Genomic DNA, 23394 nt, shown 5'->3' on the forward strand with positions numbered 1-23394 from the left:
GGCAACATCATGAGCACGTCACCGGTCGCCGCGCCCCTGGAAGTGAAGAAGCCTCTCACCTCTTCGATCCTGCTGTGGGTGCGCACCGACCAGCCCCGCCAGACCGGCATGGACCACTGGAAGGGCCCGCACTCTGGGATCATCTCCGCCACCCCGGGCCTGGAGGAGTACCGGCAGATCCACCTCGCCGAGCACAATCCGGGCCTGTGGCCGGTGACCGACGGGGTCGAGACCTCGATCCCCGCCGACCGGAAGATCGACGGCGTCGCGGAAGTCACCTTCCAGTCGGCGCTTGCACCGCTGCACGGACGCAAGCAGACGAAGCTGGCCTACGCGGACGAGATCAACGTGTTCCGCCGCACCCTGCTCTACGCCGGCCCGCCGAACTCGTCCCGCTGGTACGACGTCGCAGGCCCCGGACAGACGGTCGGTGCCCGCGCTCTGATCTACCTGCGCCGCAGAGACGGGGTCGGCGCCGGCGCCTTCCGGAAGTTCGTCAATGAGCAGCTCGCCCCTGCGCTCGCCGGCACCGGAGTGCTGAAGGAACTGCGCACGCAGACGTTCCTGCCCTGGACGAAAAAGCTCTGGGACACCCCGGACGTCGCCCACGACAACCCCCACGACCAGCACTTCCACGCCTCGGTCAGCCTTGGCTTCACCGACACCGCGGCACGGGACGCCTTCTTCACCGGCAACGCGATCGAGGACCTGTCCAACCGGCTGGCACCGCAGGTCTCCGCGATCCACGCCTACGACGTCGCCGCCGCCCTCACCTACGTCAAGAACGGCGACATCCTCCCGCACTACGAGGAGTGAGCAGTGCAGGTGGGGCGGGACCGCCGGACCTGCTCGGCAAGTCCATCCGCCCCGGCGTCCTTCCCCTCCTCGCGCCCAAATCGCCGTCTGAACCCCTCACGCATCCGGAGCCAACCATGAGCGAGCAGCAGAGCACCATCCACTACGAGCGCACCTCACCGCAGATCGCGAAGATCACCTTCGCCAACCCGCCCGTCAACCTCATCGTCGGCGAGACAGTCCTGCGTCTCATCGAGATCGTCACCGAACTGGCCACCGACCCGGACATCCAGGTCGTGCTGTTCGACAGCGCCACCCCCGACTTCTTCTACAACCACTTCGACCTGGCCGCCGCCGCCGACTTCCCCGCCTCTGAGGACCCGGACGCGGTGCCGGCATGGACGAATCTGGTCCTGGAACTCTCCAAAGCGCCGTACATCACGATCGCGGCCATCCGTGGACGCACCCGCGGGGGCGGGAACGAGCTCGCCCTCGCCCTCGATCTGCGCTACGCCAGTCGTGAGAAGGCGATTTTCGGACAGCCCGAGGTCGGTAGCGGACTGCTGCCCGGCGGTGGCGGCTCCGAACGCCTCCCCCGGGCCATCGGACGCGACCGCGCCCTGGAGGCCATCCTCACCAGCGACGACTACGACGCCGACACCGCCGAACGCTGGGGCTGGGTCACCCGCGCCCTCCCCGACAGCGAACTCGACGCCTTCGTCGGCACCGTCGTCGCCCGACTCGCCTCCTTCGACCGCACCTCACTCGCCTCGGCCAAGGCCCAGATCAACCGGGCGACCCTGCCCCCGGACGCGGACCTGGTCGCCGCGTACGGTGAGTTCGCCCACTCACTCACCCTCCCTGGTTTCCTCACCCGGGCCGCAGGCACGCAGGCCGTCGTCGAACAGGCAGGCATCGACTTCGAGTACCGGCTCGGGCACTACATCGGCATCGCCAACCAGCAACGCTGACACCCATCGAAAACGAGGACGGACGCGGCCGATGCCGCGTCCGTCCTCGTTTGCCGCGGGGCCCACCTGATTTCCGACGTCTTCGGCATCGTGGTCGGATCGGGCTGCCGGATCGACCGCCGATGTCATCCACCGCTCGACGGCCGCGACGGTGCACCGCTTCTGGACACCGGCCGTCCAACTTTTCGAACAGGGATCACTGGGTCCCGACGTGAAGAGATCACGTCGGGACCGAAGATCAAGCTCAGGCGTCCGTGCTGTGCAGGTCCGGGTAAAGTGCCTCGACCGGGCCGCTCAGAGCCGCCTTGACCCCCTTGGTCAAGTCGTCGGCCAGGACCTCGTATTCTCCGGCCTCGACGGCGTCGTAGACCGTCGTCACCAGCTGCGTCGGCAGCATCTTGGGTCCTTCGGCGTGCGCGGCCATATCGGTGTCGACGTAGCCCATGTGCACACCCGTCACGTGGACGCCCATGGGTGCGAACTCGATGCGCAGCGAGTTGGTGGCCGACCACAGTGCGGCCTTGGACGCGCTGTAGGCGCCGCCGAAGGCATACCAGCTGGCAACGGAGTGCACGTCGATGAGGGCGGACCCCTTCTTGGCGGCGAGGATCGGTGCGAAGGCGCGGGCGAGGAAGACCGGTCCGAAGAAGTTCGTCTCCATGTTCGCCCGGATGTCCGCCTCGGTGACGTCCAGCAGGCTCGCGCTCGGCGGGGTGGCGCCCGCGTTGTTGACGAGCACGGTGACATCCGCCGCGGCGGCCACGGCCGCGTCGATCGACGTGCGGTCGGTGACGTCAAGGGTCAGGGGGACGATGCGGTCATCGTCCCAGGCGCGGGGGGAGCGGGCGGTGGCGTAGACCTTGACGGCGCCGCGCGCCAGGGCGTCGTGGACGAAGTGGGTGCCGAGACCGCCATTGGCGCCGGGACGAGGACGACTGCTCCATCGAGGGAGGGTATGGGTTCCTTCTTTCCGAGGGGGATGCGACGTGCGTGACGGTGCACGGATGGAGCGACGAACGTCGTCCCGCGATGGGAGAATGAGCGGAGCCACATTTGAGCCCACGTTATATTGAGTACAATCATAACTGATTGCAGTCAGAAACTATACCTGGAGGACACCGCCATGCCTCTCGGACGGCGCGAGCGGAACAAGCAAGAAAAACTCGACCGCATCGTCGCTGCCGCCAGTGAACTGTTCACCGAACGCGGCGTCGACGAGGTCACGACCCAGCAGATCGCGGACAAGGCCGACATCGGCACCGGGACCCTGTTCCTTTATGCCAAGACCAAGGGCGAACTCCTCCTCCTTGTCCAGAACGCCAAGTACGTCGAAGCACTTGAGCGGGGCCGGGCGGACGCCGAGACCGTCCCAGTCGTGCTGGACGCGGTGCTGGCGATCGTCCGGCCGATCGTCGAGTGCAACCGCATCCAGATCGACAACGGACGCACCTACCTGCGAGAGATGGTCTTCGGCGACCCCGAGGAGCCCCGGCACGGCGCGGCACTCGCCATCGTCGCGCAGACCGAGGAGGCCGTCGCCGCCGTGCTGCGCCGAGACGAGCGGGTCGCAGAGGGCGACGCCGCGACGCTGGCACACATCGTGTCCGCCGTGATGTTCCTCAGCATGGCGGCGAGCGTGAACATCGCCTTGAGCGTCGAGGAGATCGTGCAGGACATCCGGGGTCAGGTTGAGGTCCTGCTGCCTCGCTGAAGCGCGGCCCGGCCTCAGGCCCAGGCGACCATCCGGGTAGTCCTAGGCTGCGGCATGGCCCGAATCCCCGAATGGCAGGTCATCCGGCCGTTGCCGCCCATACCGGCATCTGCTCGCCTGGAAGATCGTCGGCATCGTGCTGGCGGTGCTGCGTTGTGACCAGCGGCCCGGCGATCTGGCCGGCGGGAACGGGGTGCGCCGCACCACCGTGAGCCGGTGGGTGCGGCGGTCGTGGGCCTGCTGGCCGCCCGTGCCCCGCGCCTGGACCGCGCGTTGCAGAAGATCGCCCGAAAGGGCGGCGGGGTGGCCCTGCCGGTGTTCTTACTGAGGCGACTGGGAGCCGGCCTCGTGCTGCTCATGGAACTGAGCTGGGCTTGCGTCGGTCGGCTGCAGTCAGGTTTCTGGACGCCTTGCCGCCGGCTGGTCGCTGTTGCCCTGTGCCAGTGACGCGAGAATCTCCTTGCGGCAGACATCGAGGATTTCATCCGCCAGCGGAGAACCGTCCGGGCATGCCCGCGACAACATGATCGCGCCGACCGAATGGGCGAGCATGTCGATCATCGCGATACGGGCCGCGCGCCCGTCCGCATCCCCAGGCGCGTCACCGTGGGCGGCGGCCTGGAGAACCGTCAGCAGGCTCTCGATCCCCGCCGCGAACTCCTTCTGGATGTCCGCCGGTTGACGTGCGGCATCGCCACTGAGGGCCGCGATCGTGCAGCCGTCACCATGCCCGTCGCGATGCTCCCGCGAGACGTAGCGCTCGACGAACTCGGCGGCGTCCCGGCCCTCGGCCTGCGCCGCGGTCTGCGAGAGCCCGATTGCGGACGCTTCGGCCATCAGGTCGGCCTTGGAGCGGAAGTGCTTGTAGAACCCGCCATGGGTGAACCCGGCGGCTGCCATCAGTTCTGCCACGCCGACACCGTCATAGCCGCGCTCCCGGAACAGCCTGGAGGCTGTCGCGACGATGTGGGCACGGTTCTGCTCTGCCTGTGCCTTGGTGACCCGCATGTCCAGCCGTCCCTTCTTCGGTCGACGCTCGTCGCTCGTCGCTCGACGGTCCACCATGCATAGATGTCGATCGACATCAAAGAGGTTGACTTTTTAGATTACGATCGTCATTCTATTGCTCACCCCCTCCAGAAAGGCTCAGGCCATGAGTGACAGGCATGTGACCGCACCGACTCAGTACATCGAGGTCGACGGCGACCGATTCGCCTACCGGCGCTGGGGCAAGCCCTCGGGCGTTCCGATCTTCCTGGTCCAGCACTTCCGCGGGGGGATGGACAACTGGGACCCGCTGCTCACCGACGGCTTGGCCGAAGGCCGTGAGGTCATCCTGTTCAACGGCCGCGGCGTCGCCTCGTCGTCGGGCACGCCGCGTAACCGGATCGAGGACATGGCCGATGACATCGCCGCGGTCATCCGGGCGCTGGGGCTGGAGCAGGTCGACCTGCTCGGCTTCTCGCTCGGCGGTTTCCAGGCGCAGGAGGTCACGCTGCGCCACCCCCAGCTGGTGCGCAAGCTCCTCCTGCTCGGCACCGGCCTCCGAGGCGGGGACCCGACAAGTGACCCCGAGGTGCCTCAGTACGCCCTGAACCCGGTCCCCACCCTGGAGGACTTCCTCTTCCTGTTCTTCGGCCGCTCGGAAGCCGCGAAGCAAGCGGGCAAGGCCTTCTGGGAGCGCCGCCACCAGCGGGTCGACCAGGACCCGCCGAGCTCGCCCGAAGTCGCACAGGCGCAGTTCGAAGCGACCGTCGCCTACGCGGAACCGTTGCCGGGCGAGAACCCCTACGCCCACCTGAACGCGATCACCCAGCCGACGCTGGTCCTCAACGGCGAGAACGACGTGATGATCGCCTCGATCAACTCCTGGCACCTCGCCCAGAACATCCCCAACGCTCAGCTGCTGATCTACCCCGATGCCGGGCATGGAGCGCAGTTCCAGTATCCCGAGCGGTTCCTGAAGCACGCCATTCAGTTCCTCGACGAGTAAGACCTGCGGGGCTTCGGCGCAGTCGCTGATTTCGCCGGCTTGACCAGCTGCGCGAGAATCCGGCAGGCCGGACCCCGGCCGCCGGAGCGGCTGGCTGAGGTAGGCGCATCCCACGTGATCGAGGCGGGGTGTGCCATCGCCCGGCAGCCGTGCCCGCTCCCACGGTGTCCACCGCCGCGACCTTCCGGCCGGGACGGCTGATACGTGCCGCACGGGCGTGGAAGACGTGGGCGTCGGCCGCGCCGTCGGTGACCACGACGACGAGCACCTGACTTCCAGCCACTGGGCGGCGATCCGCTCGATCGTGGTGTCCGGGTAGAGCCACTCGATGTCCTCGCTGCCGGCCTTGAGGACGTGGGCGACGCCGCTCCTTCCAGCGTGCCCCGGGCCGGTCTGCTGGGCGAGTCGGCCCGGGGCGGCAGGGAGAGTCGCCGGACCAGTCCCAGAGGCTCCGCTCGCCGAGACGAGGGTCGTACAGGGCCCGACCGGCCGGCGCCGAACTGCCCGAGCTCGGTCATCAGCGCAACGCCGGTCTGGATCTCGTCCGCTGTCCAGCCGGTGATTCCTTGATCATCGGTAGTCGGCTCGCGCCCCGCCCAGCGTCCTTTCGCACGCCAGGCGCCTGCGGGGGTGTCGGATTCAGGAGGGCCCGGGTGCCGCGGGCCTGCTGCGGTTGGGCAGTGGAAGAACGGTGCCGCCGCTGCGCGGTGCGTCGATTTCGGTAGCCAGCTGGCGGACGGCCTCCTCGTACGGAGCGAGAGTGCGGCGCAGGTCGGTGTGCTCCTTCCGTAGCCGGCTCAGGTTGGCTTCCGTACGTACGTCGGATCCGGAGGGTTCCGTCGGCGTCGTAGGCCGGGCCGGCGCCGGGATGCGGCGCAGGCGGGCTTCGTCCGTGACGACCCGGCCGTCGAAGACGGTGTGGCGGGCGAGCTCGGCGAGCCGGGCTTCGGCTTCCTCTCCGGCGGGCCCCGTGAGGGACGGCCGGTCGTCGTCTGCGCCCAGCTCGGCGAGGAACTGGCCGCGGGCGAAGGCTTCTTCGGCCTCGGCCTCGGCCTTGTCGCGGAAGCCGGAGTCGCCAGTGCCGGCGTAGCCCTCGAACATCTGGGTGCGCTGGTGGCGGTACTGCGGGGCACCGGCCAGTACACCGCCCGGCCCGACCTCCCGTTGGAGATCGCGTGCGGCAGCACCGCTCGCGCGTTGACGATCCCTGATCCGCAGACGGCAGCTGCGGCAGATCGAACACCGTCAGCGCCGAGTGCTCGCACAACCGCAGCCCCGTACGAACCATCGAATCCGCGTACGCCGCGTTCCGCGCCGCCCACCTCCCACGGAACCCGCGCCTTGGCATCTCCTTCGAGTCGAAGCCGCACAGCCCGACATTGGGCCACAGCCGATACGACTTCGGTGGCAGCCGCTTCACCTCGCGTCGTGGCCCCATGCGCGACGTCTCGGCCGGCACTTGCCGCACCATCGTGCCGGCAGCCCCGTCCCGTCACGGCGACCCACCGAAGCCGCGCGCTGACGGATGGGACTCGCCCTGACGAGGTTCTGCTCGATCGCCCACAGGTAGAACTGGTCGACCGTGGACACCTCCCGGTCCCAACTCCGTGTCTTCCGAACGAGGTCCACGCTCGTCACGACGCCACCACTCGAACGCTGCCCGGTCGTCCATGGACGCATCACGCCAGTCCCGCCTGCCTCGCACGAACCACAGGAAGTCGAAGTACGTGCGCAGGTCCCGGGTGCACGGGCGGCCTGGGTGTTCCACGGCGAAGACGCCGGCCACACCGAGAAATACCGGTTCAGCGCCACGTCGTACCCGCCCGCCGGGCTGATCAGGAACGGCTGCCCCTCGGGCACCCCCAGATCGTCCAACCCCTCACCGAGATCGGCGAACAGGGAGCTGAACTCCCGCATGAACGGGGTCCTTTCGCGCGGCCACGCCAGGTCTCGACGGGTGAAATGCGCTCGCCAACCGGTGATCGACATGACGTTGGACGACAGTCCGTGGACAGCTCAACAGCGCATAACCAAAGGCACGCGACAACAAGGCACGCGGGGCACGGGGCTCCGCAGACTGCCGCGGCCGCCGGCAGCCCTCGGATTCGAGGTCGGAGCAGAGGGCGCCGTTGGACAACTCCCGTGTCCGTCATGAGCGTCGAGACACGCGAGCCGTCGATGTTGTTCCGCCCGACGCGGCGAGCGTCTCTCGCCCCTGCCGTCGCGTCGTCGGCCCCGCGTGATCATGTCAGGAGGAGCCGTGTGGCCGGCCTGATCTCAGTTGCTGTCGGGCGTCATCGAGACCACGACCTTGCCCGCAGTGGTGCGACCCTGCTCGACGTACGCCATCGCCTCGAGCGTCTGATCGAAGGGGAAGGTGCTGTCGATGACCGGGCGGAGCTTCCCGCTGTCGTAGAGGGCACCGAGCTCGCGCAACTGGGAGCCATTGGCCTGCATGAAGAAGAACTGGTAGCGCACGCCCAGCGCCTTCGCCTGCTTGCGGATCTTGCGACTGAGCACGTTCATGACCAGACCCAGGAAGGAGGGAGCGCCGAGCTGCCTGGCGAACCCGGCGTCCGGCGGGCCCACGACACTGACAGCCAGGCCGCCGGGCTTCAGCACGGTCAGCGACTTCTCCAGGTTCGCCCCGCCCACGGCGTCCAGCACCAGGTCATAGCCGGACAGCACCTTCGAGAAGTCCTCCTTGGTGTAGTCGACGACGACGTCGGCACCGAGGCTCCTGACCAGCTTCTCGGAATCAGTGCTCGCGGTCGTCGCCACGGTGGCACCGAGGTGCTTGGCGAGCTGGATGACCGTCGATCCGAGACCGCCGGCACCGGCGTGGATGAGCACCTTCTGGCCCTGCTTCACATGGGCCTGGTCTACGAGGATCTGCCAGGCGGCCAGGGCCACCAGCGGCACCGCGGCCGCCTCCTGCGGGGTGAGCGAGGCCGGCTTGGGCGCGACGTCGTCCATGTCGATCGCGATGTACTCCGCGAAGCCTCCGATCCGCAGGTCGCGCGGACGGGCGTAGACCTCGTCGCCGACTTCGAGGCCGTGTACGGCGGAACCGACGCGCGTCACGACGCCGGCCACGTCATGACCGAGCACGAACGGAGGCTTGTACTTCAACAGCTGCTTGAACTCCCCGTTGCGGACCATCTTGTCCAGCGGGTTGATGCTCGCGGCGCTCACCCTGACCAGAACATCGCGGTCTCCGACGCTGGGCTCGGGTACCTCGGCGGCGCGCACGCCGTCCTTGCCGTACTTCTCGACGACGAATGCCTTCATGCCGGCCGCCTTTCCACATGATCTTCTCGGTAGCCTGCGTGCGGTCATGACGCTACTTGTTGAGTATGGAAAAGTAAACTCAGGTCGAGTTAGAATCACCCCCATGGATGCGAGGACCGAAGCTCTTCAGGACGCCGGCATGGACCCCCGACTCGACCGGGACATGTCGAACTGCTCGATCGCCCGGACCCTTGAGGTCGTGGGTGAGAAGTGGACGATCCTGATCCTGCGCGAGGTCTGGTACGGCTCGTCCCGCTTCAGCGACTTCGAACGCGTCCTCGGCTGTCCCCGCAACCTTCTCGCTGCCCGGCTCCGGATGCTTGTCGAGGAAGGGATCCTGGCCACCGAGACCTACAAGGAGCCGGGTTCGCGGAGTCGGCCGAAGTACGTGATCACACCCAAGGGCGTGGATCTGGTCCCGGCTGTGATGGGGCTCCTGCAGTGGGGCGACCGCTACCGCGCCGACCCGGAGGGCCCTGCCGTACTGACGCGACACCGCGGATGCGGTGCGCACGTCGATGCCCAGATCCGCTGCGAACGCGGCCACGCCGTGCAGGCGGAGGACATCGAGAGTGTCCCCGGCCCCGCATTTCGTCTGAGGCCCGCGGAGTGAGCCGAGCGCGGTGGCGGTAGGAGTCCGGGTGGGCTCAGTCCGCCGGGGTGCGCTCACTCCGTCCGGCTCGGGCCTGGTGGAGGCGGACTTTGGTGCGGTTGCCGCAGCGGGACATCGAGCACCAGCGGCGGTTGTGGGCGGGGGAGCGGTCCAGGAAGCGTAGGGCGCACGTGTCCGCGCCGCACACGCGTACGCGCCGGATCTCGGTCGACAGGAGCAGGTCTACGGCGTCCTGCGCGATCAGTGCCAGCGCGGTCGCGGGATCAGGTGCCATGGTCGTGGTGCCAGCGGGCTCCAAGTGGCCGCCTTTGATGGTGATTTGCGGCGCCGACCGCGGCGCCTGTGCTGCCGATCCGTTGAGCAGCACGACGTCGCTGGAGGAGGGCAGTCGGCCGTCGGAGACCGCGAGTACGGCCCGGTCGACCGCCTCGCGCAGCCGTCGGCCCGATGCCAGGACGGCGGCGTCCACGGGATCCGGGATGCCCGGTGTGAGCAGTCCGGCCCGCTGAAGCCAGAGGGTGAGATCGCCCGGGTTCCGGAGCGTCTCCCCCGGTGTGGGTCGCCACCGGTGGCGGAGGGTGTTGGTGAAGTCCAGACAGACCCGCCCGCCGTCCCAGATCCACGTGTCGTCCGTTGCCACGCCTTCATTCTGCACGTTAGGTTTAACCCCCTAAGAGGGTTAGTTCATGCCGGGGAGGCGCATCCATGGGACAGCCCACTGTGACCACAGGCGTGACGCAGGTGGACGGGGTCCGCCTGCACTACCTCCGAGCGGGATCCGGTCCTCTGCTCGTCCTGCTCCACGGCTGGCCGCAGACCTCCGACTGCTGGCAGCCGGTGCTGGCGGAGCTTGCCGCCGACCACACCGTTGTGGCACCCGACCTGCGTGGCTACGGCCTGAGCGACAAGCCCTCGACCGGATACGACAAACGGCGGATGGCCGCCGACATAGCGGGCCTCGTCGAAGCACTCGGCTTCGAGACGACCGCCGTCGTGGGTCACGACCGGGGCGCCCGCGTGGGGCACCGCTGGGCTCTGGACCGCCCCGAGCAGGTGGAACGGCTGGCTGTGCTCGACATCGTGCCGACCCGGGAGATGTTCCGCCGGCTGGACGCCTCGCTCGCCTCCGGGTACTGGCACTGGCTGTTCCAGATGCAGCCCGACCTTCCCGAGCGGCTCGTGGGGCACGACGTACGCGGGTATCTCGAGTACTTCTTCGAGCGGTGGACCTATAACCGGCACGGGCTGACACCCGAAGCGGTCGACGGATATGTCCGAGCCTTTTCCCGCCCGGGTGCGATGCGCGCGAGTTTCGACGACTACCGCGCCATGGAGCAGGACGTCGCCCTCGACGACATCGACGCCGCCGAGGGCCGCCGCCTCACCATGCCGGTACTGGCGCTCTGGGGTTCCGCAGGGCTGCCCTCCCGCCTGCCGACGCTGGAGATCTGGCGCGACTACGCGGACGACGTCACCGGAGCGGAAATCCCGGAGTGCGGCCACTTCATCCCGGAAGAGCAACCGGAGGCGCTGCTGGGCCATTTGCGGTCGTTCCTGGCCGACGAGGCGAGTCGGTGACCCTGCCATCGTGACGGGAGCGGCGCCCCTGCGGGTCCACAGTCTCACTGGCCGGCCGGGGCAAGTCGTCCGAGCAGCCTCCCGGACCGAGGGGGCGGCCCAGTTGCTTCCGGTTGGGCCGCCCCTCAGTCAGATCCTGGCCGAGACCGGGACACCCGCCGAAGCGTCCCCGCGGCCGCGCTGTCGGATAGGCGCTGCCTGGGCATCCAGGTTCGGCGCGCGGTGAATCTCAGGAAGCCGCGACGTGGGCAGCGCGCAAGGAGACTTTGTCGATCTTCCCGACCGCGTTCTTCGCTATGGCCTCCACCACGAAGAACTCGGTCGGACGCTTGAAGCCGGTGAGGCTGCGCGCACAGAGCTCCCGCAGCGCCGTCGGATCGACGGCCACGCCTGGTCGCGGCTGTATGTAGGCCACGACCACCTCTCCCCACTTCTCGTCGGGTACGCCGATCACGGCGGCTTCGAGCACCGACGGGTCGCCTGTGAGGACGTCCTCGATTTCCTTGGGGTAGATGTTCTCCCCACCGCGGATGATCATGTCCTTCGAGCGCCCGACCAGGGTCAGATAGCCCTCGGCGTCGAGGTGACCCACATCGCCCGTGTGCAACCAGCCGTCGACGATGACTCTGGCCGTTTCCTCGGGGCGGCCGAGATAGCCGCGCATGACGTTGGGGCCCTTCACGAGGACCTCACCGTCCGTGCCCGGCCCCACCTCGGAACCTTCGGCGTCGACGATCCGAATCTCCTGGCCGGGGAAGGGAAGTCCCACGGTGCCGGCACGTCGCGGGCCCGCGACGGGGTTGATGGTGGACCCGCAGGTTCCTTCGGACAGGCCGTACCCCTCGACAAGAGGGAACCCGTACCGGGCTTCGAACCGGTTCAGCAGCTCGGTGGAGGCAGGTGCGGCGCCACAGACTCCGAACCTCAGCGACGATGTGTCGGGCCGCACGTCGTCCGGGAGCGCAGCGAGCATGCCGTAGATCGTCGGCACGGCGCTGAAGAAGGTGGGGCGCTCCTGCTCGACGAGGTCGAAGAAGCTGTGTGGGTCGAACCGGCGGCCCGCGATGACGACGCTCGCCCCCGCGAGAAGAGGGGTGAGAATGCTGACCACGATGCCGTTGACGTGGAAGAGCGGCAGGATCAGCAGGCACCGGTCGGCGGGCCCGATGTCCAGGGACAGGCGGCCCATCTCCGTCATGGCGTCGATGTTGGCGTGGTCCAGCATCACGCCCTTGGGCATCCCGGTGGTGCCGCTGGTGTATATGAGAAGAGCCAGCGCGGACGAGTCCACATGCGGTGCGTGATCCGAACTCGCCCCTTCCTTGTACAGTGCGCCGACGGCGAGTAGGGCAGTACCGTCCGTGACGGGCGCCTCGCGGTCTTCGACCACCAGCAGACGCGCACCGGAGTCCTTGACCTGTCGGTCCACCTCGACGTCGGTCATGCTCGGGTTGACCGGCGTGATGGTGGCGCCGATCCGCCAGGCGGCGAACAACAGCAGCACGAACTCGATGCGGTTCGTCAGCTTGAGGGCCACGACATCACCGGGACCGACGCCGAGGTCCTGGAGCTGACGCGCTGCCGCACGGACGCGGTCCAGCAACTGAGTGTTGGTGAGTGACTGGCGCCCGTCCGAGACCGCTGCCCCATCGGGGTCGAGAGCGGCGCGACGGTCGGGCAGTGAAGCGAAGTTCATGGCGGGCGTACCTGTCTCGGTGTTGTGCGATCCGGTCAAGGAGTCGATGCCGGCGCGGGGTGCAGCTGCCGGGTGAGGAACTCGATCTGGTCGCGGACCAGGGCCTCGAAGGTCTCGCCGGTGTAGAAGTCGAAGTGGCCGGCGTCGTACCTCCTGATCTCTCCCCGGGGTGCGGTGCGCGCGTACCGGAGGGTCTGGGCGGGAGGCGTGACGGAGTCGGTGTTGCTGACGCAGAAGAGGATCGGCATGGCGACCTTCTTCGCCGCACGCCCGGGCCGGTAGGTGGCGATGGTCGGAATGACCCGTGCCGCCACCTCGTTGCGGAACGTCGTCCCCGCCGGTTGCAGCGCCTGGTATCCGGGCAGGGCGTCCGGAGCGTTCATGAGGGCCGGCGAACCGGGGGCGGAGGCGATGGGAACCATCGCGGGTGCCTTGCCGCGCACTCTGGCCGCCATGTCCCGAGCGAGCACGGGGGTCATTTTGAGCGAGGCGACCGGGCCGAGCGCGAGCGCGGAGGCGAGACCATCGGTGAACGGGCACTGGGACACGGCCGCGCGCAGTTCGGGATGCCGAGAGGCGACGGTGATGGCGTGGCCTCCGCCGAAGGAGCTGCCCCACACCGCGACGCGGGAGCGGTCGACGTCGGGGCGGGCCTTGACGTAGGCGATGGCGGCGTCCCAGTCGGCGAGCTGACGCTTGATCGACAGGAGCTGGCGCGGGTGGCCGCCGCTGTCGCCGAAGTGCCGGTAGGTGAAGGCCACGGCGGCGATGCCGGCCTGGGCGAAACGCTCGGCGAAGGCGTCCAGGCGCATCTCGCGGGTGGCGCCGAGGCCGTGCCCGAGGATGACGACGGGCGGGGAGGTGACGCCGGTCGGGAGGTAGAGCCATCCGGCACAGGTGCTGTCGCCGGAGGGGAAGGTGATGTCGTGGCGGGTGAAGGAGTGCGCGGTGGTCATCGTCTGCTCACCGCCGCGTCGTCTTCGTCGAGCGGTGCCCGGGCACGCTGCCCGAGGCGAGCGCCTGGCCGTAGGTGTCCGGGTTGTAGAGCGGGAGCTCGCCGGTTGCGTCCGTCGTCTTCATGTAGTCGAGCATCAGTTCCTGACCGTCCTTCGACATGACTCGGGTGAAGAACTCGGCGCGTTCGACGTGGAGTCCGTCCTCCAGGGGCATCGAGCCGCCGAGGTACACCGACCTCTTGGCGGCCGCGACCGACCCCTTCGACCGCCGCCCGAAGTGCTCCGCGAGTTCGACCGCCTGCGCGACGACCTTGTCCTGGGGCACGACCTTGTCGACCGCCCCGTTGGCGAGCGCCTCCGCGGGCGTGAACGGCTTGCCTTCGAGGATCGCGGCCAGGGACCGGTGGGTGCCGATCAGGCGGGTCAGCCGCTGGGTGCCGCCTCCGCCCGGGATGATGCCGAGGAGGATTTCGGGCTGGCCGATGAAGAAGTCCCCGTCGGCCATGACCCGAAGATCGCAGGCCCAGGCGAACTCGGCGCCGAGGCCGAGAGCCGAACCGTTGAGGGCGGCGACGAAGAGGACACCGCTGGCGTTCATCCGGAGGAAGGTCGTGTGCAGACGCTCCAGTTGGAGGGCCCCGCGCATAGGGGTTCTGCGCATCACGGACCCGAGGAGACGGGACCGGTCCACGTGCTTGGCCATGCGCACGACGGCGGCGGCACCGCGTCGGCCGACCGTCGGGCTCGCGGCGCCCTCTTCCTGCAGCCACCGGACCGCGGCATGGCTGACGAACCGCTCGGGATGTGCCCCGGTGAAGACGACGGCACGGATGCTCGGATCGCGGTCGACCCGGTTCACCAGCTTGTCCAGCTGCTGGGCGATGTCGAGGCCGAACAACTGGTGCGGGCCGCCGTCGACCCGGACGACGAGGATGGCTCCGCGGTCCTCGATCTCCAGATGACCCTTGTCTTTGTATGGCATGGATTCTGCTCCCGTGCTGGGTTCATGGGGGAGGGCAAAGCGGGTGAGGGAGGGGCTGCCGGCGCCAGGAGTCCGGGACAGTGCGTGAAGCCCGTCCGGGGAGCGCACCCGTGTCCAAAACGGCACGTCACTAGAGATGTGTACTATTGCCGTGACGAGTTAGATAACCAAGTTATTTCAAGAGTGTCAATGGTGGAGGCGCGAGAGGCATGGCAGGGCGGCCGAAACTCGATGACGCACCGGAGCGGCTCGTGCGAGCCGCTGTCGGCCTGCTGGCCGAACAGGGGCCGTCGGCCATTAAGGCGCGTACGGTGGCGTCCGCGAGCGGGCTGTCGACGATGGTCGTCTACGGCCACTTCGGTGGGATCCCCGAACTGATGCGCGCCGTCGCCGACCGCGGCTTCAGGGAGCTCGGCGCGGCGTTCGCCCAGGTGCCGGTGACGGATGATCCGATCGCGGATCTCTTCGCCATGGCTTTGACCTGCCGTCGAGTGGCCCACGAGAACCCTCACCTGTACGACCTGATGTTCGGCCTGTCCACTCGTGCGACGTACCGGCCGCTGTCGGACGCGGACCTTCGCTTGAGCGGACATTCGCCGGCCTTCCGGGATGCCCACGTCCATATCACCGCGGCATGTCAACGGCTCGTGGACTCGGGCAGGGCCGAGCGGCAGGAACCTGAAGTCATAGCCGCCCAGTTGTGGAGTCTGGTCCACGGGTACGTCACCCTTGAGCTGGCCGAGCACTTCGGCGAGTTCGAGGACCCCGTGGTGCAGGTGATGCTGCCGATGGGCGTGAACTTCTCTGTCGGTCTGGGCGACGAGCGGGAACGGGCCGAAGCCTCGCACGAGGCGGGCGCGCGCCTTTACGACTCGATCGTTCAAGGTCGGTGAAAGTCGGTAGGGCAGGTCGCTGTCCCGCGCGGGACCACCCATGTGCGGCTAGGGCGACTTGGTCTCCGCGGCAGAGGTACCGGTGCCCGGCGTGAGCTGGTCATGCCTCCCCAGCGCCGCGACCTCCCGTTCGAGGGACGGAACGGCACGGGCCGCGAAGCGCCTCGCCCATGGCCAGGCCAGTGGCGAATTCAGCGCTGCCTTGGCCCAGTTGGCCACGACGACCGCGCGCGGGACGTACACGCGGCTGCGGCGGCGCACGAGCCCGTCGACGATCGCGGCAGCCGCCCGGTCGCCACTCGTGGTGACATTGCCCGGGTAGGGAAGCCGGTTGCGCAGGCCCTGGAACGAGGGGAGGTCCGCCTCGGCACCCCGGACGAGGTCGGTGTCGATCCAGGAGGGGTGCACCAGGCCGACCGTGACGCCGAGGTGCGCCACCTCCTGGCGATAGGTCAGGGCGAGCAGCTCGGCCGCGGCCTTGCTGGCGCCATAGGAGGCCATCGCCGCCAGCGGCATGAAGGACAGCGCGGACGCCACGACCAGCACGTGTCCCCGGCTGCGCTCCAGATGGGGCGTCACGTACTTGAGGGTCCGGAAGACACCGTTCAGATTGATGTCCAGGACCCGCTCGAACGACGCCTCGTCCGTCTGTCGCACGGTCCCGTACGCCACGACGCCGGCATTGGCGACGACGAGATCGATGCCGCCCATGACCCCCGCAGCCTCGTCGATCGCTGAACGCAGGACGGCGCCGTCGCGCACATCGGCCTCACGCCAGGAAGCGGCGGGGCCCAGATCGCGGGCGAGGTCACGGAGCCGATCGGGCTCCAGTCCGATCAAGGTCACCTGAGCGCCTCGGGCGATGGCCAGGCGGGCCACCTTCTCGCCGATGCCGCGCGCCGCTCCGGTGACAACCAGCTTTCTGCCCAGCAAGTCACGTTTCATGGCCGCAACATAACTTCGTTATTTATTGAGCGCAAGATGTCGCCTGTATGAACTGTCGTCGCTCGCAGAACCCAACGGCGATCTGGCGGTTCACGTTGGAGCCGCAGGGCGGTGGCACTCTGCTGAGCGAATGGATGCAGATGGGGCCGGCCCGTTCGGGCCTCTCCTTCGCCATCGATCGCATGCCGGAGAAGGAGCAGAAGATCGTCTTCGTGCGCATGCGGGAGTTCGAGGCCAACATGACCATCACCCTCGAAGAGATCAAGAAGCTGGCCGAGAGGGCCCAGCCCGCGGGCGAGGCGAGGCTGTGATGCGTACCTCCACCACGATCGAAGCTTCCGGGAGCGACTGGCGGGAGATCGTCGCCTATGTCACCGAGGCGGAGAAGCTCGGTCTCGACATCTGCTGGGTGGCGGAGGCGTGGGGCTCCGAGGCTCCCTCGCCGTTGGGCTACCTCGCGGCGAAGGCCGAGCGCATGCTCCTCGGATCCGGAATCATCCAACTCGGCACCCGCACGCCGATGGCCATCGCCCGCGCCGCGATCACACTGTCGCAGATCTCCCAGGGGCGCTTCCTTCTCGGACTGGGCCCCTCCGGGCCGTAGGTGATCGAGGGGCTGCATGGCGTGCCCTTCGTCCGGCCGCTGGTGCGGATGCGGGAGACCGTCGAGATCGTGCGGGAGGCCGCCGCGGGCGGCAAAGTCTCCTACTCAGGACAGGAGTTCCGGATTCCACTGCCGGGCGCGGAGGCGAAGCCCATGCGTCTGTCGATGCGTGCCGAGCATGACATTCCGGTCTACCTCGCCACTCTCTCGCCGAAGATGCTGCACCTGACCGGTGAGATCGCCGATGGGTGGCTGGGCACCAGTTTCGTGCCCGAGGGCGCCAAGGAGGCGTACTTCGACCACCTGGACCAGGGCCTGGCCGCCGCCGGTCGCGCCCGTGCCGACCTCGACATCTGCCAAGGTGCCGAGGTCGCCTTCGCGGACGACGAGGACGCGCTGAGCGCGATGGTGGCCGGACGCAAGAAGGAACTTGCCTTCAGCCTCGGCGGCATGGGTTCCGCGACCACGAACTTCTACAACAGCGCCTACAGCCGCCAGGGTTGGGCCGAGGTGGCGGCCGAAGTCCGGACACGTTGGCAGGCCGGGGACCGGGACGGCGCGGCCGGCTTGGTCACCGACGAAATGGTCCTGGCGACCACTCTGATCGGAACCGAGGCCATGGTGCGCCAGCGGCTGCGTGTGTGGCGCGACGCCGGTGTGGACACCGTACGTTTTTATCCGGCCGGAGAGACTCTCGACGCTCGGCTCACCACTCTCGGCCGGGCCATCGACCTGGTCCGTGACATCGAGGACGAGGCGGCACGGTAGCGGCACGGCCGGGTGCAGTCGAGGAGTGCTGTTGCAGGCGTTGGTCGACGTCAACCGTGCGCGCTGACGCCGTTTGCCGCCAGGCCCGACACCAGCAGGGTGATCGTGTGGAACGTCCTGGCCAGGGCGTCCTCCCGGTCCGCCGCGGCGGCGATGATCTGGTTGCCCTCGCACAGGACGGCCAACAGCATCCGGGCGACGGTGGCGACCGGAACGTCCGGTTCCACGTCACCGCGTTCGGCCAGGACGGTCAAGAGCCGTTCAATCGGCGGCTGGGCCACCGTGTCGTTGATGTGCCGGTACTGCTCCACCAGCACCGAGGGCGCCTGGGCCATCAGCTCTCGATGCAGGGGATCGTCGATGGTCCGCCGCAAGAAGGCGTGCGTGAGGTTCGACACGGCGGCCAAGGCAGGCTCGCCCGGCGTCGCACGGATCGCCTCGGACGCCGCGTCGGCGAGCGCTCCGACCCGCTGGAGCAGCTCCGTGTAGAGCTCGGCGAACATCGCCTTCTTGTCCGGAAAGTGGTGGTAGAAGGTGCCCTTGCTCACTTGCGCCGCCGTGGTGATGGCCTCGACCGACGTGTCCGCGAACCCGTTTTCGACGAAGAGTTTGCGCGCGGCCGCCACCAGGTCCGCCCGGGTCTGCTCCGCATACAGCTGTCGTCGGTTTGGCCCTCTCATGTTGACCATCGTATATTCAATGACCGGGAGTCAGTGAATGACTCGTGGTCGGTCAGTCGTCGTCGTGACAGTGCCCCCCGGAAGGCAGACGTAGCCGTGGAAAAGCGCAGAATCTTGTTGCTCGGCGCGACGGGGTACACGGGGCGGCGAGTTCTCAGGGAACTGCTCGCACGAGGTGAGAAGCCGACCTTGGTCGGGCGAAGCCGAACGAAGATGCTGACCCTGGCCGACCGCTTCGAGGCGGAACTGCCGGTGGCAGAAGTGGACCTCACCTCTTCCGCCCACCTCACGCGCCTTCTGGGCCCCAGCGATGTGGTCGTCTCCACGGTCGGGCCGTTCATGCAACTGGGCATGGCCACGGTCACGGCTGCCGCGCGGGCGGGAGCGCGCTACTTCGACTCCACGGGGGAGGGCCCCTTCGCCCGCCGGGTCCTCCTTGAGCTGGACTCCGTCGCGGCCGCCCGGGGAGCGACTCTCGTGCCCGCGTTCGGCTACGACTACGTGCCCGGCAATCTCGCCGGCGCCCTGGCCCTGGAACAGGCGGGCGAGCGCGCATGCCATGTCGAGATCGGCTACTTCATCACCCGTTCGGGGCGCGGGAGTGAGCTGCATTACCGGAGCACCCTGCGCGACTCCTGGGACCTGACCACGGGTGGCACGCGCCAGACGCTGGTCGCCGCGGCGGCCGAGGACGGGTTCGCCTACCGCTCTCCACGCCCTGGAGCCTCTTCCCGACTGGTCGACGAGCGGGCCGCCAAGCGTGTCCTCACCTTCCGCTACGCCGGTGTGCGACGCCCGGCCATAACCGTCCCGGGCACGGAGCATCTCGGCCTGCCTGAGGTCTTCCCTCGGTTGGAGAGCGTCGAGGTGGGGATGGGCTGGCTCGGGCGGTGGACGCGTCCGGTACAGATCGCCGCCACGCTCCAGGCGCCCTTGCTGAGGTCGGCGAAGGTGCGGGCTGCCCTGACGCGGTGGTCCGGGAGGCTCCCGGGAGCACATCGTGAGCCGGACACCGACGGCCGTTCCCTGGTGATCGCGGTCGCCCGCGACGGCCAGGGTCGTCCCCTGGCCACGACGGCCCTCACCGGACCTGATCCCTACGAGATGACGGGCTCCCTCCTGGCGTGGGGCGCAGTCCGTGCGGCGGCGCCGGATGCCGTCCTCAAGCCCGGTGTGCACGGTCCGGTCGCGGCCTTCGGGCTCGACACCCTCAGGCTCGGTGCCGCCGAGGCGGGAGTACACGAAGTCGACGGGGCCTCGGCACGTCGGTGATCGCTGCGTGGGCATTGATCACGGCACCGGGGCGTTGAACCACAGCGACTGAGCTTGGCGTTTAACGTTGCAGGTCACCCGACCTGCTGATCTGCGGTTCTTTCCGGGACAGCGGAGGCGGCCGTTCTCCACGCTTCGAGATGTCGAGTCACGAAGTACAAGAGAACGGCCGCTGTGTATGAGTCTGTCTGCTGATGCGCCCGCGGGTGAGGCGTTGGACGTGTTGTCCCGCTTTCGGGTCGAGTTCTACGAATGCCTCTACGCTCGCGCGGATGCGCTCTTCGAGCTCACTGACGCGGTGCTGTGCGCGGACGGGCCGGTGAAGACGCTGGTCGAGCTGTCGCTGGCGGTCGAGCACCGGCGCGGGCACGGTGCGCTGTACGCGGCTTTGGACCGCGGTTGGCTGGAGCCGACGCGCCTACGTCGCACGCTGGCCGGCCTGCCGCTGCCGAAGGCGGCCGACGGGCGGATCGTGTTGGCCGTGGACGTGAGCAACTGGCTCCGTCCTGATGCCCCGACCAGCGACGATCGGCTGTTCTGCCACGTCTACGGACGTGGTGACCGCAAGACGGACCAGTTCGTGCCGGGCTGGCCGTACTCCTTCGTTGCCGCGCTGGAGTCCGGCCGCACCTCCTGGGTCGCGCTGCTGGACGCCGTGCGCCTGGGACCCGCCGACGACGCGACGCTCGTCACTGCCGCCCAACTGCGCGATGTCGTTCAGCGGTTGACGCAGGCCGGGCACTGGCGGCCGGGCGACCCGGAGATCCTCATCGTGATGGATGCCGGCTACGACGTCGCCTACCTCACCCACGCCTTGGCCGACCTGCCGGTGATGCTGCTCGGGCGCCTGCGCTCGGACCGGGTCATGCTCCGCGACCCGGGCCCGACCCGTTCCGGCCCGAAGGGCGGGCGACCCCGTCGGCACGGCGGTGTCCTTACTTTCGCCAAGCCTGACAGCTGGCACGAGCCCGACGTCACCACAGTCACGGACACCACCCGCTACGGCAAGGCCGAGACGATCGCCTGGGACCGCATGCACCCCAGGCTCACCCACCGCGGCCCGTGGCTGAACCACGCCAAAGAGGAACTGCCCATCCTGCACGGCATGTTGATCCGCCTCCAGGTCGAGCGCCTGCCGGGCGACCGCGACCCGAAACCGGTCTGGCTGTGGTGCTCCGCCAACGCCGCAACACCGGCGGACGTGGACCGCTGGTGGCAGTCCTTTCTCCGCAGATTCGACCTGGAGCACACCTTCAGACTCCTGAAGCAGACCCTCGGCTGGACGGCACCGAAGGTCCGCCACGCCGACAGCGCCGATCTGTGGACCTGGCTCATCATCGCCGCCCACACCCAGCTCCGCCTCGCCCGCCCACTCACCGAGGACCTGCGCCGCCCCTGGGAGCGACCCGCCGCACCCCGCCGCCTCACCCCCGCCCGCGTCCGCCGGGGGTTTCGCAACGTCCGCGCGACGGCGGCCCGTCCGTCGGCCGCACCGAAACCGTCCAAGCCGGGACCGGGACGGCCTCCCGGCTCGAAGAACAGGCAGCGGGCCACACGTCACGACGTCGGCAAGACGGTCAAACGTGCTGAATCGATCAAGGAACACCAAGCCCGCCGAGGATAAACGCCAAGCTGAGTTGATGAACAGGTTGTGCGATCGGGAGCGAGTCGGCCACTGACGTGGAGTCGACCGTCCCAGTGGAAAGGAAAGGTCCATGGACGAGCAGGGTGAGCACTTCGACGTCGTCGTACTCGGCGCGGGCCCAGGCGGGTACGTGGCCGCCATCAGGGCCGCCCAACTGGGCAAGCGCGTCGCGGTCGTCGAGGAGAGGTACTGGGGCGGCGTCTGCCTGAACGTGGGCTGCATCCCCACCAAGGCCCTGCTGCGCAACGCCGAACTGGCGCACCTCTTCACGCGCGAGGCGAAGACCTTCGGCATCAAGGTCGACGGTGAGGTCTCCTTCGACTACGGGGAGGCGTTCCGCCGTAGTCGGAAGGTCGCGGACGGCCGGGTCAAGGGCGTCCACTACCTGATGAAGAAGAACAAGATCACGGAAGTCGCCGGCCGCGGTACGTTCCTCGACCCGCACACGCTTCTGGTCGCCGACCACGACGGCAACTCCCGCACCATAGGCTTCGACCACTGCATCATCGCGACGGGCGCCACCCCGAAGCTGCTACCCGGCACCAAGCGCAGCGCGCGCGTGGTGACGTACGAGGAGCAGATCCTCGCGGAGGACCTCCCGCAGTCGATCGTCATCGCGGGCGCCGGCGCCATCGGCATCGAATTCGCGTACGTCCTGCACAACTACGGTGTGCAGGTCACGATCGTGGAGTTCCTGGACCGAGTCGCTCCCCTCGAGGACGCCGAGGTTTCCGCTGTACTCGCCAAGCAGTACCGAAAGTTGGGCATCGACGTACTCACCTCGACCCGTGTCGAGTCGATCGATGATTCCGGGCAGCAGGTCCGCGTCACGGTCACCGGAAAGGACGGTGCCCGCCAGGTCCTGGAGGCGGACAAGGTCCTCCAAGCGATCGGCTTCGCCCCGAACGTGACCGGGTACGGCCTGGAGAACACCGGCGTCAAGGTCACGGAGCGCGGCGCCATCGATGTGGACGAGCGCTGCCGTACGTCCGTTCCGCACATCTACGCCATCGGTGACGTCACCGCGAAGCTCATGCTCGCGCACGCCGCTGAGGCGATGGGAGTGGTCGCCGCTGAGACGCTCTCAGGCGCGGAGACCATGGAGCTGGACTACGTCATGATCCCGCGCACCACCTTCTGCCAGCCGCAGATCGCCAGCTTCGGCTACACCGAGGAACAGGCGAGGGAGCAGGGTTTCGACGTCCAGGTGGCTCAGTTTCCGTTCACCGCGAACGCCAAGGCTCATGGCCTGGGTGATGCGACCGGCTTCGTGAAGCTCATCAGTGACGCCAAGTACGGCGAGCTCATAGGCGCTCACCTCATCGGCCCGGACGTCACCGAGCTGCTCCCCGAACTGACGCTGGCCCAGCAGTGGGACCTCACCGTCCATGAGGTCGCCCGCAACGTCCACGCCCACCCCACCCTCGGCGAGGCGGTCAAGGAAGCCGTCCACGGCCTCGCGGGCCACATGATCAACATGTAGCAGGGCGCTGCCCCCTCGAACGAACAGGTCGATGCCGGCGAGCGCGTTGTCATACACGTTGCGGTGACGCAGCTCCGCGCCCTTGGGGTGGCCGGTGGTGCCGGACGTGCAGGGGACCACCGCTGTGTCGTCTTCGTCGCGTTCGACCGTCCGGAACGTCACGGGCTGCTCGGCTACGACCGAGGTGTTGGACTCCGGCGTCTCGTCCCCGGACCATGGCGCGCCGCCGCTCTCGATCAGGAAGAACTCAGTGCAGTCCCTCATCCGGAATTTCTCCCAGGCGGCCTTCCCGATCGGCAGCTCCGGGGTTCCCTCGAAGGCGAAGTACACCCTTCGCGTCGAAGCCGGTAAGGAGGTAGGCGACCTCGCGGCCCTTCAACAGCACGTTCAGCGGCACGACCGCGGCCCCGGCCTTGAGGATGCCGAAGTAGATGCTGGAGAATCGGGGCAGGACAGCGCGACCTTGTCCCCGGGCTGGATCCCGCGCGAGACGAGCAGGTTCGCCACCCGGTTGGCCG

At 68.3% G+C, this 23394-nt stretch carries 21 protein-coding genes and 4 pseudogenes; 13 read left to right on the top strand and 12 right to left on the bottom strand.

The window, feature by feature from the left end:
• The first annotated feature begins 9 nt into the window (after positions 1–9).
• The gene (locus OG562_RS41600) at positions 10–816 is read left to right on the top strand and encodes a strictosidine synthase (RefSeq protein WP_266407368.1); all 807 of its coding nucleotides are present in this window, start codon (positions 10–12) and stop codon (positions 814–816) included.
• Between the two features lie 116 nt (positions 817–932).
• Complete coding sequence (locus tag OG562_RS41605) at positions 933–1766, top strand: enoyl-CoA hydratase/isomerase family protein (RefSeq protein ID WP_266407369.1); 834 nt, start codon at positions 933–935, stop codon at positions 1764–1766.
• A gap of 244 nt (positions 1767–2010) precedes the next feature.
• On the opposite strand, the gene OG562_RS41610 is transcribed toward OG562_RS41605, so the two are convergent.
• Positions 2011–2829, bottom strand: a complete 819-nt coding sequence (locus OG562_RS41610; RefSeq protein WP_323187620.1) for an SDR family oxidoreductase — start codon at positions 2827–2829, stop codon at positions 2011–2013.
• A gap of 60 nt (positions 2830–2889) precedes the next feature.
• On the opposite strand from OG562_RS41610, the gene OG562_RS41615 reads away from it, so the two are divergent.
• Positions 2890–3477, top strand: coding sequence for a TetR/AcrR family transcriptional regulator (locus tag OG562_RS41615; RefSeq protein ID WP_266407372.1), 588 nt, complete (start codon positions 2890–2892; stop codon positions 3475–3477).
• Positions 3478–3586: 109 nt separating this feature from the next.
• Positions 3587–3783 (top strand): annotated as a pseudogene (locus tag OG562_RS46110) (IS5/IS1182 family transposase); the annotation flags it as partial.
• Between the two features lie 87 nt (positions 3784–3870).
• On the opposite strand, the gene OG562_RS41620 reads toward OG562_RS46110, so the two are convergent.
• Positions 3871–4485 (bottom strand): TetR/AcrR family transcriptional regulator, encoded by a 615-nt coding sequence (locus OG562_RS41620; protein ID WP_266407373.1) that lies wholly within the window; start codon positions 4483–4485, stop codon positions 3871–3873.
• A gap of 145 nt (positions 4486–4630) precedes the next feature.
• On the opposite strand from OG562_RS41620, the gene OG562_RS41625 reads away from it, so the two are divergent.
• Positions 4631–5470 (top strand): alpha/beta fold hydrolase, encoded by an 840-nt coding sequence (locus OG562_RS41625; protein WP_266407375.1) that lies wholly within the window; start codon positions 4631–4633, stop codon positions 5468–5470.
• Positions 5471–6109: 639 nt separating this feature from the next.
• Here OG562_RS41625 and OG562_RS41630 read toward each other — a convergent pair.
• The 3 genes from OG562_RS41630 to OG562_RS41640 form a co-directional block, all read right to left on the bottom strand.
• Entirely contained in the window at positions 6110–6571 is a 462-nt protein-coding gene (locus OG562_RS41630) for a hypothetical protein (protein WP_266407377.1), read from the bottom strand.
• Positions 6572–6886: 315 nt separating this feature from the next.
• Positions 6887–7387, bottom strand: a complete 501-nt coding sequence (locus OG562_RS41635) for a hypothetical protein (protein WP_266407379.1) — start codon at positions 7385–7387, stop codon at positions 6887–6889.
• Between the two features lie 360 nt (positions 7388–7747).
• Positions 7748–8761, bottom strand: a complete 1014-nt coding sequence (locus OG562_RS41640) for an NADP-dependent oxidoreductase (RefSeq protein WP_266407380.1) — start codon at positions 8759–8761, stop codon at positions 7748–7750.
• A gap of 139 nt (positions 8762–8900) precedes the next feature.
• Here OG562_RS41640 and OG562_RS41645 point away from each other — a divergent pair, with 139 nt between their 5' ends.
• A complete protein-coding gene (locus tag OG562_RS41645; protein WP_323187671.1) occupies positions 8901–9374 on the top strand; it encodes a helix-turn-helix domain-containing protein in 474 nt (157 codons plus the stop codon).
• Positions 9375–9408: 34 nt separating this feature from the next.
• Here OG562_RS41645 and OG562_RS41650 read toward each other — a convergent pair whose 3' ends face one another.
• Entirely contained in the window at positions 9409–10014 is a 606-nt protein-coding gene (locus OG562_RS41650; RefSeq protein ID WP_266407382.1) for an ABATE domain-containing protein, read from the bottom strand.
• Positions 10015–10079: 65 nt separating this feature from the next.
• Here OG562_RS41650 and OG562_RS41655 point away from each other — a divergent pair, with 65 nt between their 5' ends.
• Positions 10080–10952, top strand: coding sequence for an alpha/beta fold hydrolase (locus OG562_RS41655; protein WP_266407384.1), 873 nt, complete (start codon positions 10080–10082; stop codon positions 10950–10952).
• Positions 10953–11181: 229 nt separating this feature from the next.
• On the opposite strand, the gene OG562_RS41660 is transcribed toward OG562_RS41655, so the two are convergent.
• From OG562_RS41660 to OG562_RS41670, 3 genes are read right to left on the bottom strand one after another with little or no spacing between them, the layout of a single operon-like run.
• On the bottom strand, positions 11182–12648 hold the full coding sequence (locus OG562_RS41660; RefSeq protein ID WP_266407386.1) for a class I adenylate-forming enzyme family protein: 1467 nt from the start codon (positions 12646–12648) through the stop codon (positions 11182–11184).
• Positions 12649–12683: 35 nt separating this feature from the next.
• Positions 12684–13604: an alpha/beta hydrolase gene (locus OG562_RS41665; RefSeq protein ID WP_266407388.1), complete on the bottom strand. Its 921-nt coding sequence runs from the start codon at positions 13602–13604 to the stop codon at positions 12684–12686.
• 7 nt (positions 13605–13611) lie between these two features.
• Positions 13612–14586 carry an enoyl-CoA hydratase/isomerase family protein gene (locus OG562_RS41670; protein ID WP_323187621.1) on the bottom strand — a complete coding sequence of 325 codons (975 nt, stop codon included), beginning with the start codon at positions 14584–14586 and terminating at the stop codon, positions 13612–13614.
• A 209-nt stretch (positions 14587–14795) separates the two neighbouring features.
• Between OG562_RS41670 and OG562_RS41675 the strand changes: the two genes are divergently transcribed.
• Positions 14796–15479, top strand: a complete 684-nt coding sequence (locus tag OG562_RS41675) for a TetR/AcrR family transcriptional regulator (RefSeq protein ID WP_266407390.1) — start codon at positions 14796–14798, stop codon at positions 15477–15479.
• Between the two features lie 48 nt (positions 15480–15527).
• Here OG562_RS41675 and OG562_RS41680 read toward each other — a convergent pair whose 3' ends face one another.
• Positions 15528–16424: an SDR family oxidoreductase gene (locus tag OG562_RS41680; protein WP_266407392.1), complete on the bottom strand. Its 897-nt coding sequence runs from the start codon at positions 16422–16424 to the stop codon at positions 15528–15530.
• Between the two features lie 71 nt (positions 16425–16495).
• Between OG562_RS41680 and OG562_RS41685 the strand changes: the two are divergent.
• Both OG562_RS41685 and OG562_RS41690 read left to right on the top strand, forming a co-directional pair.
• Positions 16496–16735 (top strand): annotated as a pseudogene (locus OG562_RS41685) (SRPBCC family protein); the annotation flags it as partial.
• Positions 16735–17796, top strand: a pseudogene (locus OG562_RS41690) (LLM class flavin-dependent oxidoreductase). The pseudogenes OG562_RS41685 and OG562_RS41690, both read left to right, overlap by 1 nt.
• A gap of 50 nt (positions 17797–17846) precedes the next feature.
• On the opposite strand, the gene OG562_RS41695 reads toward OG562_RS41690, so the two are convergent.
• Entirely contained in the window at positions 17847–18476 is a 630-nt protein-coding gene (locus OG562_RS41695; protein WP_266407394.1) for a TetR/AcrR family transcriptional regulator, read from the bottom strand.
• Between the two features lie 96 nt (positions 18477–18572).
• Between OG562_RS41695 and OG562_RS41700 the strand changes: the two genes are divergently transcribed.
• The 3 genes from OG562_RS41700 to lpdA all read left to right on the top strand — a co-directional run bounded on the left by OG562_RS41700 (position 18573) and on the right by lpdA (position 22876).
• Complete coding sequence (locus tag OG562_RS41700) at positions 18573–19748, top strand: saccharopine dehydrogenase NADP-binding domain-containing protein (protein ID WP_266407396.1); 1176 nt, start codon at positions 18573–18575, stop codon at positions 19746–19748.
• A 178-nt stretch (positions 19749–19926) separates the two neighbouring features.
• Positions 19927–21372, top strand: coding sequence for an NF041680 family putative transposase (locus tag OG562_RS41705; protein WP_266404929.1), 1446 nt, complete (start codon positions 19927–19929; stop codon positions 21370–21372).
• A 91-nt stretch (positions 21373–21463) separates the two neighbouring features.
• Entirely contained in the window at positions 21464–22876 is a 1413-nt protein-coding gene (gene lpdA, locus OG562_RS41710; protein WP_266407397.1) for a dihydrolipoyl dehydrogenase, read from the top strand.
• A 48-nt stretch (positions 22877–22924) separates the two neighbouring features.
• Here lpdA and OG562_RS41715 read toward each other — a convergent pair.
• Positions 22925–23140, bottom strand: a pseudogene (locus OG562_RS41715) (AMP-binding protein); the annotation flags it as partial.
• Positions 23141–23394 lie beyond the last annotated feature (254 nt).

The sequence above is a fragment of the Streptomyces sp. NBC_01275 genome, assembly GCF_026340655.1.
Taxonomy (GTDB): domain Bacteria; phylum Actinomycetota; class Actinomycetes; order Streptomycetales; family Streptomycetaceae; genus Streptomyces.

Coding starts and splice junctions, on each gene's coding strand:
- OG562_RS41655 (WP_266407384.1), top strand. CDS start 10,080: ATGGGACAGCCCACTGTGACCACAGGCGTGACGCAGGTGGACGGGGTC.
- OG562_RS41605 (WP_266407369.1), top strand. CDS start 933: ATGAGCGAGCAGCAGAGCACCATCCACTACGAGCGCACCTCACCGCAG.
- OG562_RS41600 (WP_266407368.1), top strand. CDS start 10: ATGAGCACGTCACCGGTCGCCGCGCCCCTGGAAGTGAAGAAGCCTCTC.
- lpdA (WP_266407397.1), top strand. CDS start 21,464: ATGGACGAGCAGGGTGAGCACTTCGACGTCGTCGTACTCGGCGCGGGC.
- OG562_RS41620 (WP_266407373.1), bottom strand. CDS start 4,485: ATGCGGGTCACCAAGGCACAGGCAGAGCAGAACCGTGCCCACATCGTC.
- OG562_RS41615 (WP_266407372.1), top strand. CDS start 2,890: ATGCCTCTCGGACGGCGCGAGCGGAACAAGCAAGAAAAACTCGACCGC.
- OG562_RS41665 (WP_266407388.1), bottom strand. CDS start 13,604: ATGACCACCGCGCACTCCTTCACCCGCCACGACATCACCTTCCCCTCC.
- OG562_RS41645 (WP_323187671.1), top strand. CDS start 8,901: ATGGACCCCCGACTCGACCGGGACATGTCGAACTGCTCGATCGCCCGG.
- OG562_RS41670 (WP_323187621.1), bottom strand. CDS start 14,586: ATGCCATACAAAGACAAGGGTCATCTGGAGATCGAGGACCGCGGAGCC.
- OG562_RS41625 (WP_266407375.1), top strand. CDS start 4,631: ATGAGTGACAGGCATGTGACCGCACCGACTCAGTACATCGAGGTCGAC.
- OG562_RS41705 (WP_266404929.1), top strand. CDS start 19,927: ATGAGTCTGTCTGCTGATGCGCCCGCGGGTGAGGCGTTGGACGTGTTG.
- OG562_RS41660 (WP_266407386.1), bottom strand. CDS start 12,648: ATGAACTTCGCTTCACTGCCCGACCGTCGCGCCGCTCTCGACCCCGAT.
- OG562_RS41680 (WP_266407392.1), bottom strand. CDS start 16,424: ATGAAACGTGACTTGCTGGGCAGAAAGCTGGTTGTCACCGGAGCGGCG.
- OG562_RS41695 (WP_266407394.1), bottom strand. CDS start 18,476: ATGAGAGGGCCAAACCGACGACAGCTGTATGCGGAGCAGACCCGGGCG.
- OG562_RS41635 (WP_266407379.1), bottom strand. CDS start 7,387: ATGCGGGAGTTCAGCTCCCTGTTCGCCGATCTCGGTGAGGGGTTGGAC.
- OG562_RS41630 (WP_266407377.1), bottom strand. CDS start 6,571: ATGTTCGAGGGCTACGCCGGCACTGGCGACTCCGGCTTCCGCGACAAG.
- OG562_RS41675 (WP_266407390.1), top strand. CDS start 14,796: ATGGCAGGGCGGCCGAAACTCGATGACGCACCGGAGCGGCTCGTGCGA.
- OG562_RS41640 (WP_266407380.1), bottom strand. CDS start 8,761: ATGAAGGCATTCGTCGTCGAGAAGTACGGCAAGGACGGCGTGCGCGCC.